Source organism: Psychrobacter sp. M9-54-1 (assembly GCF_016613355.1).
In the GTDB taxonomy this organism is placed as follows: domain Bacteria; phylum Pseudomonadota; class Gammaproteobacteria; order Pseudomonadales; family Moraxellaceae; genus Psychrobacter; species Psychrobacter faecalis.
This window is the reverse complement of record NZ_JADGFW010000006.1, coordinates 140,902-157,914: the sequence shown is the minus strand read 5'-3', so window position 1 is coordinate 157,914 and position 17,013 is coordinate 140,902. Positions and strand designations below refer to the sequence as shown.

The window sequence follows — 17,013 nt, the reverse complement described above, 5'->3', positions numbered from 1 at the left end:
TAAAAAAATTACATCAATCTATTGTGTAACGCCCAGAAAAATGTTGTCAATAAATAAGTTCTAAAGCTCAAATTGAGCCTTAATTCACTTTCTCCCACATTTTATTTAGACGCTTCGGTGATACCGCCATGCGGGTTTTCATCGGCTGCGCGAATAGCTGAATGCGATATTCCTCAACCATCCAGCGATATTCGCTAATGGCTTTATCATTGGCACGATTTGCCAGCCGCTCCATATGTTCATCGAGAGCGTAGACACCATCGAGGTCCGCTTCCAGATTATGCTCAAGGCGCTCAAGACGAATCTCTAATGCTTCCAAATAACGCGGATACTGCTGCCAATGGCTATAATCCATGCGATAAACAAAATCAGCCAATTGCAAATCCTCTAGCTGGTCTTCGATATCTTCGATAGACTCGCCAAATATTTCTCTATCAAGCATGAGTAAGCTCTGACGGATACGCTGCCAACGCGTATAGACATTTTTAAGCGTTTTTATGACATCTTGACCCGTTAATAGGAAGTTACCAGCGACGACTTCTAAGGTTTTTTCAAACTCCTCTGGCGTAAAAGGCAATTCTTCCGCAAGGGCTACGGCAATATCATCAGCGCTTTCAGGTAAATCGGCAGTATGATCGAATAGCACATAATGCTCTTCAAGCGCAGCATCCAATGCCGCATCGATGACGATGGTTTTTAGCTTCTCCATATCGCCAAGGGGAGCAAAAGCCAATTTAAATATCTTATCAATCTGACTGGTCAGCTGTTTTTTCTTCGCGCCAAGCTTAGCTTTTATTAAAGTTAAAACCCCGATACGATGCGCCTGCAACGCTGCATTGACATCGGTATATTGGTGAATCGATACCGCCTCGCCCGACGCGTCTGCGACCAAGGCAGCAAACTGTTTCATCACCACGCCTGCACTATGATGGTTTTTGCTAAAGGCGAAATGCTCAGGGAACTCGGTATGTGTGCCTTGCTGCTCATTCACTGCTTGGCGGGTTTCACTAGCATGGCGAATTTGTAGCGTTTGTAGGTCGCGACCTTTTTCGATAATGCGGTTTTTGTCATCGACCACGCAGATTTGCGGCTGTAAATAGCGATCGATGCTAGCAGGATTAAAACTCTCAGGCGTCACCGACATAATGCCGCGACGATTTAAAGCTTGGCACAGCTGCTTTAATAAACCTTGACCACCAGCAGGCTGCAATTCATCAAACAAGCTATCGGCAGTATCAGGAATGGGGACGATTTGACGGCGAATGTCTTTGGGCAATGACTTGAGTAATTGCAATACCAACTCATAGCGCCAACCGGGTACGCCCCACAATAGCTCAATCGCATCAAGCTGCGGTAGCGCTACCAGTGGCACACGAATGGTCACGCCATCATCATCGCTTGACGGATCAAAGACATAACGCAGCGGTAATTTTAAATCACCCAGTTTCCACACTTCTGGAAAATCGCCTGTCGTTGGCGCTTGGCTATTAAGCACGTCATCATCGGTGAAGAATAGATACTTAGTATCAGTTTTTTCCACCTCGGCCCGCCAATCTTCAAACGTTTTACGACTGGCAATATGCTCAGGGATTTTTTTATCATAAAACTGATACAGTGCTTCTTCATCAACCAATAAATCACGGCGACGCAATTTATCTTCGATACGTTCAATATCAGCGATTTTATCCATATTATGCTGTAAAAATGGCGCTTGCCGACCCAAATTACCGGTCACCAAACCATCACGGATAAAGATTTCTCGCGATTCAGCCAAGTTCACTTGCTCATAGTTGGTCAGCTGTTTACTAATAATAATCAGCCCAAATAAACTAATCTGCGCGTAAGCTTTAACACGTCCCGTCTTTTTCGACCAATGCGGCTCAAAGTAGTGATATTTTAACAAGTCGCTTGCCGCTGAGATAATCCATTCAGGCTCAATCTTAGCAACGGTACGCATAAAGACTTGCGAGGTTTCCACCACTTCAAAGGCCATGACCCAAGGCGGTACTTGTTTAAACACCGTACTGGCTGGGAAAATCTTGGCTTTTTGCTGGCGCGCGGCTAAGTATTCACCACGATTTTCAGTTTTATGCGCAATCGTAGATAAAAGACCTGTTAATAGCGCGCGATGTAAATTGGCATATTTAACGGCTTTGAGCTCTTCATCTTCAATCGCGGTAGGGTCGCTCGTCACATTATCTAAAGAAGCTTTTTTATTGCTACCTTTATTAGTAGTTTTTGCCTCCTTAACGTCGGTCAGTTTTAGCTCAGTGACCATTTGTACCAGCTGACGATGGGTTTGATTCCACTCGCGCACACGCGGGAAGCTCAAATAGTTTTTCTTGGTAAAATTCTTACGCTGATTACCAGACAGTTTGTTGCCGTCTTCGTCTTTTTCAAACAAGGCTTTCCAGAGACTTAAATAGAATAAAAAGTCGGAGTCATCTTGGCGAAATTCTGCATGCTTTTGATCCGCTTGCTGGCGCTTATTGGCAGGACGCTCGCGCGGATCTTGGACAGCAAGCGCCGCAACCACGATGAGCATTTCGCGAATACAATCAAAATCGCTACCGGCAACCAACATACGTGCCAACCTTGGGTCGATTGGCATACGTGCCATTTTTTGCCCAGTCGGTGTCAGAACCAGATGGTCAAGACCTTTTTTGGGCTTGTTGGTTTGCTTAGCAGAAGAGGCTTCTTTTTTAGAAGTAATCGCGCCCAATTCATCGAGCAATTTATGCCCATCAGTAACTAAGCGGCTATCAGGTGGCTCAATAAAGGCAAAATCATCGACACTGCCTAAGCGCAGGTTGGCCATTTGCAAAATAACGGAGGCAAGATTGGTACGTAAAATTTCAGGTTCAGTGAACTCTGGACGACCAGTAAAGTCCTCCTCGCTATAAAGCCGAATACAAACGCCGGGCGCGACACGACCACAACGCCCTTTACGCTGATTGGCCGCTGCTTGTGAGATGGCTTCAATCGGTAAACGCTGTACGCGTGAGCGATACGAATAACGCGAAATCCGCGCAAATCCTAAGTCAATCACATAGCGAATGCCGGGTACGGTCAGTGCCGTCTCGGCAACGTTGGTGGCGATAACGATACGCCGACCGCGACCTGAGGGCTGAAAGATACGCTGCTGCTCTTCGTAAGTCTGCCGTGCAAATAGTGGCAGCACTTCGGTATGTTTTGGCCCATGACGCTCAAGCACCTCTTGGAGCTCACGAATTTCTGCTTCTGTCGCCGCAAATATCAAGATATCCGCTTGGTCAGCATGACCTTTATTTTGTGCATCGCTAAAACATTCTTCGACGGCAGCAACCACCGCACGCGGTAGATTCTCTTCAAAGTCGTCGTAGCTGTCATCATCCGAGCTATTCACCGGCTCATCAGTGAGCGGACGATAACGAACTTCCACAGGGTAACTGCGACCTTCGACATTAAAAATCGGCGCAGGCACGTTACGTTTTAGCTTCTTATCATAATGGCTAAAATATTCACTAAAGCGTCTAGTATCAAGGGTCGCCGAGGTAATAATGACTTTTAAATCAGGGCGCTTGGGCAGCAGTTTTTTTAGATACCCCATAATAAAATCAATATTTAAACTACGCTCGTGCGCTTCATCAATGATAATGGTATCGTACTTACTCAAGAAACGATCATGACCCAATTCAGCGAGCAAGATACCATCGGTCATGAGCTTGACAATAGATTGTGCCGACCCTTGCTCATTAAAACGAACCTTAAAGCTGACGGTATTACCAAGCTGCTCGCCCAACTCTTCAGCGATACGGTTTGCTACGCTGCGTGCTGCCAGACGTCTTGGCTGAGTATGCCCTATTTGTCCTGTAATACCGCGACCTGCCAGCATTGCAAGCTTTGGCAATTGCGTCGTCTTACCAGAACCCGTCTCACCTGCCACGATAATCACTTGGTTATCAATAATACCTTGAACCAAGTCATCAGCATGTTGGCTTACGGGCAAGTCAAGATTTAACTTCGCTGCTAAATCTTGAGGAATACTATCAATACGCGCTTGCACCGCTTGCTGTGAGCGGGTTTTTATTTTGTCATACTGCGCACGTTTTTTGGTTAGCCCGTCCTCTGCTTTATTATCAGAACCCTTCTGATCTCTTTTATTATTAGCCACAGCGGCACGCGCCAGCTCACGTTCTAAACGGCTGAGATAATAGCTATCTTTGGCTAAAACTGGTAAGTCAGTGGCAACCTTCGCGTACGAAGATGCTTTATCACTGTTTACAGTAACATTAACATTTGAGTCATCATTATTTGGGTTGGCGGCTTTATTTGCTTCATTTTCGTTGGAGCTAAATTCATTAGAGCTTAGGTCGTTGGTTGTGTTTTCAGTAGCAGTTTCTGTAGTATTCTTAGAAGTATTGGACATATTTACTTAGGCTATTTATTATTTGGAAGTGCTTAGATTATGGGGGTAATTTGGGCGTGATTCAAGATGGTTATAGAAACAGGCTAAAGCAAAAAATTCACTAATTACTGGTATAAATTACCTGCCCACTAGTTGCAGCTCCCGTAAAGAAGCTATAGAGCTTTTGCAGAGGCAGCATAGGAAAAGGCAGGTGCAACGAAAGTAACAGTCTTTCAAACGCCACCACCTCATCAGCTAATAATTTAGCGACATTAGGCTGAATCTGTGGATTTTCATAAAAGTTATCAATTAACCACGTCAATTGTGGAAAATTGGCATTATTATGAATCTGATAAAGCGTGGTCAATAGCTCATCAGATATTTGGCTGCGCGTTTTGCGTATGATGCCATTTTTATAGTACATATTTAAAGCCATATTATGCTAACCTCCTTAAATTCTTGATACTCAGATAACCAACGTACTCTTTATCATCAGTATTCGCAAACTCATTGTTATCGTTAGTAATCGGCTTAATCGACAACCGAACATTAGAGATAAGGTCATTGACGTTGTATATGTCATCGATATCTACCTCAAACTTATCATCAATATGCGAGGCGGCATTAAAAGGCGACTCTTTATCTTTATAAGTAAATTGCTTATAAAATTCGCTCTGCTTTGCTTGCTTAATAGCGTCCGCTTGAGTAGCAGCAACGATAAGCAGCTTATAATGAAACTCCTCGAAACTGCCGCGCTGATAACCCCCTAAATTGATAAAGAATAATTTTAAATCGTTGGTACTCTCTATATCGTTGGCACTCTCTGTTTGGCTACTTGATTCGACCAATTTAATCGCATAATTATCAACTTTTCTAATCGCTCGATACGAGTCAATATGCCATTTATTTTTGACTTCAGGCCAGTGCTGATTGATATCGTCTATCAGCTCGCTGACTTGGTTGGCCACGCCAAAAAATATATCGTGCTGCTCAATCAAACGACCTTTTGGGCGACCACCAAGTTGTACCATAAACAGTGTTAGCATTTTAATCAGTCCTTATCCGAGCCATTCTATAAAGCTCATCCTCAAAGCTTTAGTTATACAGTCATTGAAAATAAAAGGAAATAAAAAACCCGACATTTAAGTAAATATCGGGATTTATTGAAAGCAGTAAATGACGGCTTAAACTAGATTAAGAAAAAATACGCCCACAACCCGACGACTAGGGTAGCAAGAATATTGAGAATAACACCAACACGTATCATCTCGTTTTGCTTAATCAGCCCCGTACCAAAGACAATCGCATTCGGCGGCGTGGCAACCGGTAGCATAAAGGCACATGAGGCGCCAATACCGATGACCAAGACGAGCACTTCCTGTGGCAGTCCCATTTGCTCAGCGATAGCAGCAAACACTGGCACTAACAAAGCAGCAGAAGCCGTATTAGAAGCAAACTCTGTCAAGAAGATAATAAATGCCGATACGGCAATCATCACTATAATAAGCGGTGATGAAGACAGCGCATTGGCAACCGTTTCGCCCAGTACCAAAGACGCACCTGATACTTTCAAAATCGTCGATAGCGCGATACCACCACCGAACAGCATGAGTACGCCCCAATCGGTATTATCAGACACTTGCTTCCATGACACCAAACCCAAGCTCACTACAGCAGCAGCAGCGGATAAGGCAATCACGGCATCGGTATCCGTAATATCTAATGCCGCACCGATTTTTTTGGAAAAGATCCAGCTAAGGGCGGTAATGATAAAGACGATAATTGTCACTATGCGCGGTTTATTCCAAGCAATAGGCTCGTCTTCAAGCAGTACAATCTTACGATTTAGATTTGGTTTTAAATACACATACATGGCACCCAGTAACAATGGCAAGAGCACCAACATCATCGGTATACCAAACTTCATCCAGTCTACAAACGCAATATCAAGCGCCTTTGCGGCAATAGCGTTTGGCGGCGAACCAACAATCGTACCCAGACCACCAAGACTCGCTGAATAAGCAATACCCAGTAATACAAAAACAAAGGTGCCACGGTCTTTTTCACGGTCAACTTGGGTCAAAATACCGAGTGCTAGTGGCAACATCATCGCCGCGGTCGCAGTATTCGATATCCACATCGACAAAAACGCTGTCACACTAAATATCAAAAATACTGCCGTACTGAGCTTACCGCCTGACATCGATAAAATCTTCAACGCAATTTTTTTATCCAGTTGCTGTACATGTAGTGCCGCTGCCAAAGCAAAACCACCAAAGAATAAATAAATCGTCGGATTGGCAAAGCTTTGTAAGCCAATCTCCGCATCAAACTCTGGAATGCCAATCAACGCACCAACGACGACGACCAAAAGCGCCGTAATCGTAACGTGCACCGCCTCTGTCAGCCATAGTACCCCGATGAAAAACAACATCGCCAGGCCTTTATTTGCATTGATATCAAACGGCAAAACGTTATAGATAATCATACTGATAACCGCCGCAATAGCGACCACTATCAACCCTTTACCTGTACCTTTTGGAAAAGTATCGGTAAATAAATACTCGTTGCCATCATCAGGAAGATGGCTATCTAGTTTTTGCTCTGACATAAAATGTCCTTATTTTCCCCAAAGACAGTGTAAAAAACCTAAAATAAAAGCGTATTTTGGCGATATACCCTTCATCAATCGGTAACCGCAAAAAACACGCCGTCATCATAGCAGATATATAACAAAAAACTGATTTAAGAGTGCTGCTAATAATTTTGCAATAAATGTGGTTATAGAAAAATTAAGCAGTAATCCGTGTGATGTATCGTTACACATCGTCACTAAACAAGCGTACACCGTGTATGTACAAGCTTACAGTGCCATCTCATACTAAATAAGTTAATTAAAACTAAAAGCCGATAAATTTACCCATTATATTTTTAAAATTTTTATTGGACTTTATTGGACATTGATAAAAACAAACAGGAGTATGTTATGCCAAATTCAAATAAAACCGATGCGACCACAAAAATGGCACCAAAAGATATCAATCAAGACGGATTGGATAAAAAAGATCAGCAGCGTACCGACGATTCCGCATTAGATATGATGCAAGGGTTGCATGAACATGAAGATCACGAAGAAAACGATAAGTAGTTTGTCTCGTTAAGCTTATTTGAATTAAAAAGTTAAAATAAAAAGCGCTCATCAAGCAGATGGGCGCTTTTTTTGTCTCGGCTGTCTTTTTTCTGGCAAACGGTCTGACATATAGTTATAGAAAAAAGCTGCACTCAAAACAATGCTAATAGGGACAAATAACGCGCCATAGCCAACTTTGGCATATAAAAACGCCCCAACGGCGCCGCCACCGCAAAAGCAGTACCAAATAATCGCTTGAAAGCCCAATGTAGGCTTACTAATACGGCGACCTGCAAGCCAGTTGCCAATAGCAGCGCCCATATCAGAGGTCAGACCGGTCAAATGGGTGGTACGAATAACCGCGCCGCTATAGGTAGCGACCATCGCATTCTGTAAGCCGCACGCCATCGCCGCTGCCAATTGTCCTAAGTAATCATGCTGCTGATATAACCAATAGCTAATCAATAATAGCGCCGCTTCTATATACAGCGCACTGCCGTAACGCCGACCCAGCTTTAATGATCGTTGCCCAATCACAAAACCGCTTAATATTGCCCCAGCCAAAAAAGACAGCAGCAAAGCACCGATATATAAAATACTGCGACCGTCTAAATGGGCAATCGCGGCTGAAAACAAGCTGACGTTGCCCGTCACGTGCGAGACAGACAAATTGGTAAAGCCCATCAATGCCGCCGTATTGACGCAGCCAGCACTAAATGCCAGCACAGCGCCGCCCCACAATATCCATTTTGGTAATCTGGTTATCATATTCGCCGCCCAATGGCTTAGCACCAAAAAAGCCCCTATTATAACCAAAAAAGACAGCCAATTGGCTGCCTTCCGACCTGCTTAAAGTACATTATCTAGCATTGGCAGTATAATGAGTAGCTGTTATTTTGTCTCATCTAGCATCATTAACTGCTCGCTGATGGCGACGGTATTAAAACCTGCATCCACAAACATAATCTCGCCAGTAATACCAGATGCCCACGGTGACAGCAAGAAAAGCGCGGCATTACCGACTTCGTTTTGGGTAATATTACGCTGTAGCGGGGCGATTTTTTCACTGATGTCGAGCATTTTACGGAACGATTTGATGCCACTTGCCGCAAGGGTACGAATAGGTCCGGCAGAAATGGCATTGACACGAATACCTTCGCCACCCATCGAGGTAGCAAGGTAGCGCACACTGGCCTCAAGGCTGGCTTTTGCCATACCCATGACGTTGTAATTTGGCAATACCGAGATACTCCCTTCATAAGTCAAGGTCAGCATAGAACCGTGACGCATGGCTAACAGCTCGCGCGCTGCTTTTGCCAATGCGACAAAGCTGTAGCTTGAGATATCATGGGCAATCTGGCTGCCTTCACGGGTCGTGGCCTTAACAAAATCGCCGTCTAGCTGATCCATCGGCGCAAAACCAATCGCATGGACAACGCCATCAATGCCATCGCCCCAGTGCGCGGTCACTTGCTCAAAGCACGCGGCAATTGACTCATCGGACGCCACGTCACACTCAAGCACTAGGTCAGCTTCAAAGGCTTCTGCGGCCATATCGACACGTTTTTTAATTTTATCATTGGGATACGTCAAAATTAACGACGCACCTTCACGGTGTAGCGCTTCAGCGATTGCCCAGGCGATAGAGAGCTTGCTGGCGATGCCGGTGACGACAAAGCGTTGTCCTTGTAGTAGCATAATATTTCCTTGTTGAACGATTAAACTATTGAAACTCATTAAAATGAGCCAATATAAGAGAGCGCAAGTAAAAATATAAAGTGGCTTTATTATACACGAATCAATTTAAGTAAACAGTCGTAAACTATAACTCTCTTTGCCAATCGCTCACCTTTACTGTTTATATTTGTGCGCGTAACCCTTCAGATAACCAGCATTTGAGTGACGATTTTTGCAGATAGCTGATAGGGATTGTCCATAACGGTATGAAGTTGAGTGCTTTTCAAGTATAATCACAACCCTTCCCAGCTTGCACAATCTTTATAAAGTCCTTTACAACGCTTATTTGTAAACGAGGATTTAGCGTTAAGCTACACCCACATTTTGGATGGCTGCCAAACTTATGAGCAATACCCCAACAATTACATCAGATTACCAAGAAAGTATCGAATCTTATCGTCAGCTAATCATCTCAACTGGCGAAAATTTACAGCGTCCCGGCTTAGAAGAAACCCCGATGCGCGCAGCAAAAGCGTTTGCGCACTTGACTGAAGGTTATCATCAAAGCTTGGAGGAAGTCGTCAACGGCGCGGTATTCCCATCGACCAATCGTGAATTGGTGTTGGTGCAAAACATTGAATTTTATTCATTATGTGAGCATCATATGTTGCCGTTCCATGGCATCGCGCACATTGGTTATTTGCCAAATGGACAAGTATTAGGGCTGTCAAAATTCGCCCGTATCGTCGATATGTTTGCCCGTCGTTTGCAAATTCAAGAGAATTTAAGCGAACAAGTGGCACAAGCCATTATGGATGTGACAGGTTGCCGCGGTGTGGCGGTGGTCATGGATGCCGCGCATATGTGTATGATGATGCGCGGTGTCAGCAAGCAGCATTCGACCACGCGCAGCACAGCGATGCTTGGCGAATATGTACACGACAATCAAGCGCGTAATGAATTTTTAGATGCCGTGCCAAAACGCCGTCCTGCGTTTTAAGTGGGTTTTTAAAATCATAAAAAAGCATATTACCTTATCAGTAATATGCTTTTTTTGTTTTTAGAGGTTATTCACTGGCTTTTAAGGTTAAGCAACTTTACCAGTTTTTGCATCACGACTGGCGTGCTCATCACTGGCTTGCTTAATCTTGGTTAAAATATCCTTAATTTCAGCAGCAGATAGATAAGTCGGCACCGCATAAGTATCGCTGACTTCTTTTGCCGCGGCTTTGGCAATATCATTAAAATCACTGCTTTGCATATTTTTAACGGTTGGATCGATATTTAAGGTAGCAATCAGCTCGCGTACTTGTGCGATGAGACTATCGGCAATATCGCTATCACTCTTGCCAGCTTGACCCGATTTGACCATACCAGTCTTGCGAGCTAACTCTGCCAATCTTTTTTTGCTGCCTTTACGATTGACGTCAAGCACATATGGTAAGACGATGGCATTGGCACGACCATGGGGGATACTATAGTGCGCCCCCAACTGGTGAGCGATAGCATGGACGTAGCCAAGACCAGCTTTATTAAAGGCGATACCGCCGTAATGAGCAGCGATACCCATCTCTTCACGGGCTTTGAGGTTGCTGCCATCTTTATAAACTAGGGGTAGATTTTGCATCACAGCTTTAACCGCAGAGGCAGCATAATAATCGGTCTCGACGCTAGCATTGGCACTCATCCATGCTTCTAAAGCATGGGTTAAGACGTCGATACCCGTATCAGCTGTGATATGCGCCGGCATGCCTTTCATAATAATCGGATCGATAGCCGCTGCTAATGGCACCATTCTTGGGTCGATAGACAGGGCTTTTTGATGCGTTTTGTCATCTGACACCACCGCACCCAACGTCGCTTCTGAACCGGTGCCCGCTGTGGTCGGAATACAATAAAGCGGAACCGAAGGCTTTCTGGCTTTTAGGATACCGATAAGCTGTTTTGGCTTACAGTTATTGCCCTGTGACATCGCAATCATTTTAGCGGCATCAATAACCGAGCCGCCACCGATGGCAATAATCGAGTCGCACTTAGCATCGACAGACTTGCGCAATCCTTCTTCGACGACTTTAAAAGTAGGATCTGGGGTAATGCCGTCGTAGATTTTATAGCTAATATTTTTGCTATCTAGATAGTCTGTGACTTTCGCAGGGATGCCCAGTTTGTTTAATACTGCGTCCGTAACGATAAAAACATTGGTATTGCCTTCATTGATGAGCATGTCGCACAAATCTTCACATGAGGTCTCACCGACAAATAACATCGGTCTTCTGATAGGCACAACGTAAGCGAACGCTTTTAGCACTTTGGCACGCGTCTTAGCAACCGCCAAATAACCAGCGTGTTGTAAGCCTGTACTACTGACCAATTTATAAATTGTATTTTGTTTTTTCATAGGTATAAAAATCCTTTTTAATAATGCTAATACTAGCAATAGCGACAACTTGAATCAGCGAATCATCACCGCTGTCAAAATAGAAATGCTTGCAAAACAAAAGCACGGTGAATAAAAATACTGCATCAGCGTCTATATAAAGCAGACTACTGTTTAAACTTATTGTACCACCGCCATTTTTAGGATGTCATGATTATTATGAACTGCGATGTTCTGGTTATCTAGCGTCGCATCTTTACTTATACAAAGAAAATCAGCCATCAACTTGCTTCTTTACGAAAACTTAAAATAGTCTCAGTAGCGACTTGTTGTAGGTTCGTTCAGGCTTTTTGCCCACGCGCTTGGCTATCCAACTAGGATCGCCATCATATTCAATCAATTCGACAAATTCTCTAGGTAGATTTACAGAAACGCCGCCAAGATCGCCAATGGCATATTTGTCTTCTGTATTAGCTACGGTTGAACTATCCGAACAACCACTAAGCGATAGAGCGCTAAATAAAAGCATCAAGCATAATTTTCTCATGTTTTTTACTTATAATAATTGATAGCGTTTATTGTTATAACAAATTCGCCTGCAACAGCTGCTGTGCGTATGGGTGCTGTGGGTTATTAAACACATCTTCGCTAGGGCCCGACTCAATACACACACCATCTTTTATCACCATCATATGCTGACATAAGGCGCGTACTACTTTTAAATCGTGGCTGATAAACACATAGCTGACTTGCAATTTTGCTTGAATTTCCCGTAGCAAGTTGACCACCGTAACCTGCGTGGTGCTATCAAGCGCCGACGTTGGCTCATCTAATATCAATAAACTTGGCTGCATAATAAGGGCACGCGCAAGGGCGACGCGCTGACGCTGACCACCTGATAGTTCATGCGGATAACGCTGCGCAAAATCAGCTGGTAGATGCACAGTCGCCAAACTATCCATCACTGCTTGCTGGCATTCTGCTTTATTGACACCTTGAACTAACAGCCCTTCTTCGACGATTTGCATGACTGTCATGCGCGGATTGATACTGGCAAAGGGGTCTTGAAACACCATTTGACTTTGCGAGCGAAAGGTGCGCAAATCACGTTTGGACAATGCTGTCATGTCCTGTCCATTGACCATTATCTGACCACTGACACGCGCTTGATTACTGAGTAATTGACTTAGCGCAAGGGCAATCGTCGTTTTGCCAGAACCTGACTCACCCACGATACCTAATGCCTGCCCTTTCCGCAGGGTCATATCGACATCTTTTACCGCATCAAACCAGCGTTTGGTACCGCCAAACAAGCTTTTTTCAATCGAAAACTGCACTTTTAGGTTACTGACCTGCAATACGGTTGGTAACTGACTTTCATCATCCAATAAACTGAGCGCGTGCCCGAAATCTTGCTGAATAAGCGAGCGGGTATATTCTGCTTTCGGCTCATTAAATACCGCTGCCGTTTGCCCTTGCTCAATCGTTTGCCCTTGGCGCATAACGATGACATCATCACTATAACGCCTGACCAGATTGAGATCATGGCTGATTAATATCATCGCCATATTGTGCTGACGTTTGAGATTATCTAGTAGCTCAAGAATCTCATGTTGCAGGGTGACATCAAGCGCGGTCGTCGGTTCATCGGCGATTAAGATATCAGGCTGCTGCGCCAATGCCATAGCAACCATGACTCGTTGGCGTTGACCGCCTGATAACTCATGCGGAAAGCGATTCAGTTTATCAGCAGGATCGTTGATATTGACATCGTTTAATAAAGCGATACTTTTATCGCGCCACTGTTTTTTGGCTAAGCCACTGATACGCAAGGATTCTGCAATTTGTTTGCCGACGGTATGTAGTGGGTTTAGCGCCGTCATCGGCTCTTGAAACACCATACCGATACGCTGCCCTCGAATAGAGCGCAGCGCCGCATTACGTGCCTTATTATTAGCTACCAGTAATGTCATCATTCCTTTTACATCTGCTAATTTTACATTGCCAGTAACGGTCAAACTGTCCGGTAGCAAACCCAACAGCCCAAGACTGGCAATCGATTTTCCCGAGCCCGACTCACCTACTATAGCTAACGTCTGCCCTTGCCTAAGCTCATAAGATAGCTTATCTACCAGAGCAACACCTGCATGAGTTATGATGCTAAGTTTATCTACGCTCAGCATGAGCTTGTTTTGGCTGTTGCTATGACTATGATTTAAATAGGCATTTTGCTCAGTAGCACTTTGCTCAGTCGTCGTCATATTAGCGTTTATCATCTTATCAGTTGTCATATCAGGAGCGCCTCGGATCAAAGGCATCACGTAGCGCTTCGCCAACGAAGATGAGCAATGATAAGATAAAGGTTAAGCTAAAGAACCCTGATAGCGCAAGCCATGGGGCATCAAGGTTGTTTTTCCCTTGTACCATCAGCTCACCAAGCGACGGTGAACCAGGTGGCAAGCCATACCCTAAAAAGTCTAACGCTGTTAAAGCAATAATATTAGCCGTTAAAATAAACGGCAGTTGTGACAAGCTTGATGCCAATGCATTTGGCAAGATATGCCTGAGCATGATTTGACTGTCTGATACCCCAAGGTTACGCGCGGCACGAACATAATCAAAATTACGCGCGCGCAAAAACTCTGCTCGCACCAACCCTACCAAGCCCATCCAGCCGAATAACAACATCATCGCAAACAGCATAAAGATACTAGGGCTGAATAAGCTGACCAAAATAATAATCATAAACAGCTGAGGCATCCCGCCCCATACTTCCATAAAGCGCTGCCCGGCCAAATCCACCCAGCCACCATAATACCCTTGTATCGCACCAACGATAATACCAATGAGTGCCCCCGCGAGCGTCAGTGCCAGTCCAAACAATAACGATACCCGCAACCCATAAAGTATCCGCGCCAGTACATCGCGTCCTAAGTCATCAGTGCCTAGCCAGTTCTGGCTATTGGGCGCGGCTGGATATGGAATCCCAAGCTCAACGTTGGGTGTCTGGTCAGCAAAAGGAATGGGCGGCATAATATAAAAGCCCTGCCCATCAATCAGAGCTTGCACCGCAGGGTCCTTATAGTTGGTTTCGGTCTCAAACACTCCGCCAAAAGTCGTTTCAGGATAGGCTTTTAATACGGGGAAATAATAATCACCTTGATACTGCACCAGTAGCGGCTTGTCATTGGCAATCACATTGGCTGCCATACAAATGACAAATATCAGGGCAAAAATAAATAGCGATGTTACTCCAAGGCGATTATGACGAAAACGCTTTAGACGCGCCTGCCAGATAGGGTTTAGGCGGCGTTTTTTTTCTGGGACAATGGAAGATGTGTTTGAGGGTACAGAAGATAATGGATGACTTGACATTAGCGCCCCTCAAAATCAATACGCGGATCAATTAAGTGATAACTCAAATCACTGATTAACTGCAATAACAGCCCGAGCAAAGTAAAGATAAACAGCGTACCAAATATCACCGGATAATCACGCTGCTGAATGGCTTCGAAACCCAACAACCCCAAACCATCAAGTTTAAAGATAATCTCAATCAAAAAATTACCGGCAAAGAAAATCCCAACGATGGCCGCTGGGATACCGGCGATAATAATCAACATCGCATTACGAAACACATGGCCGTATAACACTTGCCGTTCGCCCAAGCCTTTGGCTCGCGCGGTAAGCACATATTGCTTACCGAGCTCTTCTAAAAAGCTAAACTTGGTCAAATAAGTCAAGCCAGCAAAGCCGCCAACGGTACTTGCTAGGAGCGGCAATGCCAGATGCCAAAAGTAATCTTTCACTTTACCAAGGGCGCTTAATTGATCGAAATTCTCAGAGGTTAATCCTTGCAATGGGAAAATATTCCAGTAGCTGCCACCGGCAAAAAAAACTAACAGTATGACGGCAAATACAAAGACGGGTATCGCATGGCCGATAGCCAACAGCATGGCAGTGGCTTTATCAATCCCTGAACCATGATGCATGGCCTTATACACACCCAGTGGAATGGCGATCATATAAATCAGCAGCGTGCTCCAAAGCCCAAGCGAGATGGATACTGGCAGCTTTTCGACAATCAAATCCGTCACTGATTGACCTTTAAAAAACGACTCACCAAAATCAAGCTTGGCGTAATTCTTGAGCATGAGCCAAAAACGCTCAGGTGCTGACTTATCGAAGCCGTATTGCGCATTGATGGCCGCTACCATCTCCTCCGATAGACCGCGTGTACCTTGGTAAGTACTAGTATTACCGGCACTGCCCGCACCAAGATTACCGCCGAGCGCATTGTCCTTTGCGCTTTGCTCAATAAGCGCCAGTTGCTGCTCAACAGGACCGCCCGGCGCCGCTTGTACAATGACAAAGTTTGCCAGCAATATCAAAAATAGCGTCGGTAATATCAGTAATAACCTTTTTAAGATATAACGACCCATAATGGCGGCTTCCTAAAATAAAGAGATATGACAATTTAGGGCGTGTCCTCATTTTAAAAATGGTCATAAAAATGAGATAAATTGCAGTCAAACGAGGAAAATAGCGCAAATAATATCGGGATATTAGTCAGCTATTTGACGATGTTTGGCAAAATTTAGCCATTTTTAGCCCATTTAGATACAATCGCTTGAAGTGAGGACACGCCCTAGTATTTAGAAGTTATTTTTTAGCTCACGTAATGCTGCAAATATAGTTAAAGACTTATCATCATCAATAGTGACTTCAGACTTCACCCCTGCAATCACACTTGGCTCTTGCGTGCGCAAAAACACATTGATTGCGCGCTCATGCTCTAAAGTAACGGGCAGCGTCGGGACACCTTGGGCGGTTTTTTCTTCTGCTTGCGCAAGCGCTTGCTGCATCGCTTCATTAGCCGGTTCAATAGATAAGCCAAAGCGTAGATTACTGGCCGTATATTCGTGTGCTGGATACAGCAGCGTCTCAGCTGGCAAGCCATTTAAACGCTTAAAGCTCTCATGCAATTGCTCAATCGTACCGGTAAAGACGCGACCACAACCGGCACTAAATAAGGTATCACCGCAAAAACAATGCTTCTGCCCATCTATATCCAAAATATACGCCACGTGGCTTGCTGTATGACCGGACACATCCCATACTTGCGCGGCGCAGCCCCAAGCACTGACCGTACTGCCGTCTTTAATGGTCTGGTCTTCATCGACGTTGTGTTCTGTATGCGCAACCAGATGGGTCATCGGATAAGACTCTTGTAGCTCGGCAACACCGCCGATATGATCATGGTGATGATGCGTGGTCCAGATAGACGTCAGCTCCAGCTCATGCTCCTCTAAATAAGCAATCACTGGCTCAGCTTGACCCGGATCAATGACAATCGCCTGCTTATTATTTTCATTAATGAGTGTCCAAATATAGTTGTCATTGAACGCTTTAATCGGGTGAATACGAATACTCATATGAAGT

Annotated in this window: 14 protein-coding genes; 2 read left to right on the top strand and 12 right to left on the bottom strand. The window is 44.5% G+C overall.

Going from position 1 to position 17,013, the window contains the following annotated elements:
* Positions 1–79 precede the first annotated feature (79 nt).
* The 4 genes from hrpA to IQ457_RS04090 all read right to left on the bottom strand — a co-directional run bounded on the left by hrpA (position 80) and on the right by IQ457_RS04090 (position 6,998).
* The gene (gene hrpA / locus IQ457_RS04105) at positions 80–4,408 is read right to left on the bottom strand and encodes an ATP-dependent RNA helicase HrpA (RefSeq protein WP_200662188.1); all 4,329 of its coding nucleotides are present in this window, start codon (positions 4,406–4,408) and stop codon (positions 80–82) included.
* Positions 4,409–4,508: 100 nt separating this feature from the next.
* Entirely contained in the window at positions 4,509–4,823 is a 315-nt protein-coding gene (locus tag IQ457_RS04100) for a hypothetical protein (RefSeq protein ID WP_200662187.1), read from the bottom strand.
* Position 4,824: 1 nt separating this feature from the next.
* Positions 4,825–5,433 (bottom strand): DUF1543 domain-containing protein, encoded by a 609-nt coding sequence (locus IQ457_RS04095; RefSeq protein ID WP_200662186.1) that lies wholly within the window; start codon positions 5,431–5,433, stop codon positions 4,825–4,827.
* Positions 5,434–5,576: 143 nt separating this feature from the next.
* Positions 5,577–6,998, bottom strand: a complete 1,422-nt coding sequence (locus IQ457_RS04090; protein WP_200662185.1) for an SLC13 family permease — start codon at positions 6,996–6,998, stop codon at positions 5,577–5,579.
* A gap of 375 nt (positions 6,999–7,373) precedes the next feature.
* Between IQ457_RS04090 and IQ457_RS04085 the strand changes: the two genes are divergently transcribed.
* Complete coding sequence (locus tag IQ457_RS04085; protein ID WP_200662184.1) at positions 7,374–7,535, top strand: hypothetical protein; 162 nt, start codon at positions 7,374–7,376, stop codon at positions 7,533–7,535.
* 51 nt (positions 7,536–7,586) lie between these two features.
* Here IQ457_RS04085 and IQ457_RS04080 read toward each other — a convergent pair whose 3' ends face one another.
* Both IQ457_RS04080 and IQ457_RS04075 read right to left on the bottom strand, forming a co-directional pair.
* A complete protein-coding gene (locus IQ457_RS04080; RefSeq protein WP_102077056.1) occupies positions 7,587–8,285 on the bottom strand; it encodes a YoaK family protein in 699 nt (232 codons plus the stop codon).
* A 123-nt stretch (positions 8,286–8,408) separates the two neighbouring features.
* Positions 8,409–9,215, bottom strand: coding sequence for an enoyl-ACP reductase FabI (locus IQ457_RS04075; RefSeq protein WP_200662183.1), 807 nt, complete (start codon positions 9,213–9,215; stop codon positions 8,409–8,411).
* 382 nt (positions 9,216–9,597) lie between these two features.
* Between IQ457_RS04075 and folE the strand changes: the two genes are divergently transcribed.
* On the top strand, positions 9,598–10,194 hold the full coding sequence (gene folE, locus IQ457_RS04070) for a GTP cyclohydrolase I FolE (protein WP_200662182.1): 597 nt from the start codon (positions 9,598–9,600) through the stop codon (positions 10,192–10,194).
* Positions 10,195–10,281: 87 nt separating this feature from the next.
* Here the strand turns inward: folE and IQ457_RS04065 are convergent, their stop codons facing one another.
* The 6 genes from IQ457_RS04065 to gloB all read right to left on the bottom strand — a co-directional run bounded on the left by IQ457_RS04065 (position 10,282) and on the right by gloB (position 17,006).
* Positions 10,282–11,592: an iron-containing alcohol dehydrogenase gene (locus IQ457_RS04065; RefSeq protein WP_200662181.1), complete on the bottom strand. Its 1,311-nt coding sequence runs from the start codon at positions 11,590–11,592 to the stop codon at positions 10,282–10,284.
* Between the two features lie 283 nt (positions 11,593–11,875).
* The gene (locus tag IQ457_RS04060; RefSeq protein ID WP_200662180.1) at positions 11,876–12,118 is read right to left on the bottom strand and encodes a hypothetical protein; all 243 of its coding nucleotides are present in this window, start codon (positions 12,116–12,118) and stop codon (positions 11,876–11,878) included.
* 34 nt (positions 12,119–12,152) lie between these two features.
* A complete protein-coding gene (locus IQ457_RS04055) occupies positions 12,153–13,832 on the bottom strand; it encodes an ABC transporter ATP-binding protein (protein ID WP_446737530.1) in 1,680 nt (559 codons plus the stop codon).
* A 31-nt stretch (positions 13,833–13,863) separates the two neighbouring features.
* A complete protein-coding gene (locus tag IQ457_RS04050; RefSeq protein WP_207161687.1) occupies positions 13,864–14,946 on the bottom strand; it encodes an ABC transporter permease in 1,083 nt (360 codons plus the stop codon).
* Positions 14,946–16,013, bottom strand: a complete 1,068-nt coding sequence (yejB, locus tag IQ457_RS04045) for a microcin C ABC transporter permease YejB (protein WP_200662179.1) — start codon at positions 16,011–16,013, stop codon at positions 14,946–14,948. Before yejB ends, IQ457_RS04050 begins: the two co-directional genes overlap by 1 nt.
* 213 nt (positions 16,014–16,226) lie before the next feature.
* Positions 16,227–17,006 carry a hydroxyacylglutathione hydrolase gene (gene gloB, locus IQ457_RS04040; protein WP_191689931.1) on the bottom strand — a complete coding sequence of 260 codons (780 nt, stop codon included), beginning with the start codon at positions 17,004–17,006 and terminating at the stop codon, positions 16,227–16,229.
* Positions 17,007–17,013 lie beyond the last annotated feature (7 nt).

What these genes read in the sequence shown, in the direction of transcription:
- hrpA (WP_200662188.1), bottom strand. Translation starts at nt 4,408, where the DNA reads ATGTCCAATACTTCTAAGAATACTACAGAAACTGCTACTGAAAACACA.
- IQ457_RS04100 (WP_200662187.1), bottom strand. Translation starts at nt 4,823, where the DNA reads ATGGCTTTAAATATGTACTATAAAAATGGCATCATACGCAAAACGCGC.
- IQ457_RS04095 (WP_200662186.1), bottom strand. Translation starts at nt 5,433, where the DNA reads ATGCTAACACTGTTTATGGTACAACTTGGTGGTCGCCCAAAAGGTCGT.
- IQ457_RS04090 (WP_200662185.1), bottom strand. Translation starts at nt 6,998, where the DNA reads ATGTCAGAGCAAAAACTAGATAGCCATCTTCCTGATGATGGCAACGAG.
- IQ457_RS04085 (WP_200662184.1), top strand. Translation starts at nt 7,374, where the DNA reads ATGCCAAATTCAAATAAAACCGATGCGACCACAAAAATGGCACCAAAA.
- IQ457_RS04080 (WP_102077056.1), bottom strand. Translation starts at nt 8,285, where the DNA reads ATGATAACCAGATTACCAAAATGGATATTGTGGGGCGGCGCTGTGCTG.
- IQ457_RS04075 (WP_200662183.1), bottom strand. Translation starts at nt 9,215, where the DNA reads ATGCTACTACAAGGACAACGCTTTGTCGTCACCGGCATCGCCAGCAAG.
- folE (WP_200662182.1), top strand. Translation starts at nt 9,598, where the DNA reads ATGAGCAATACCCCAACAATTACATCAGATTACCAAGAAAGTATCGAA.
- IQ457_RS04065 (WP_200662181.1), bottom strand. Translation starts at nt 11,592, where the DNA reads ATGAAAAAACAAAATACAATTTATAAATTGGTCAGTAGTACAGGCTTA.
- IQ457_RS04060 (WP_200662180.1), bottom strand. Translation starts at nt 12,118, where the DNA reads ATGAGAAAATTATGCTTGATGCTTTTATTTAGCGCTCTATCGCTTAGT.
- IQ457_RS04055 (WP_446737530.1), bottom strand. Translation starts at nt 13,832, where the DNA reads ATGACGACGACTGAGCAAAGTGCTACTGAGCAAAATGCCTATTTAAAT.
- IQ457_RS04050 (WP_207161687.1), bottom strand. Translation starts at nt 14,946, where the DNA reads ATGTCAAGTCATCCATTATCTTCTGTACCCTCAAACACATCTTCCATT.
- yejB (WP_200662179.1), bottom strand. Translation starts at nt 16,013, where the DNA reads ATGGGTCGTTATATCTTAAAAAGGTTATTACTGATATTACCGACGCTA.
- gloB (WP_191689931.1), bottom strand. Translation starts at nt 17,006, where the DNA reads ATGAGTATTCGTATTCACCCGATTAAAGCGTTCAATGACAACTATATT.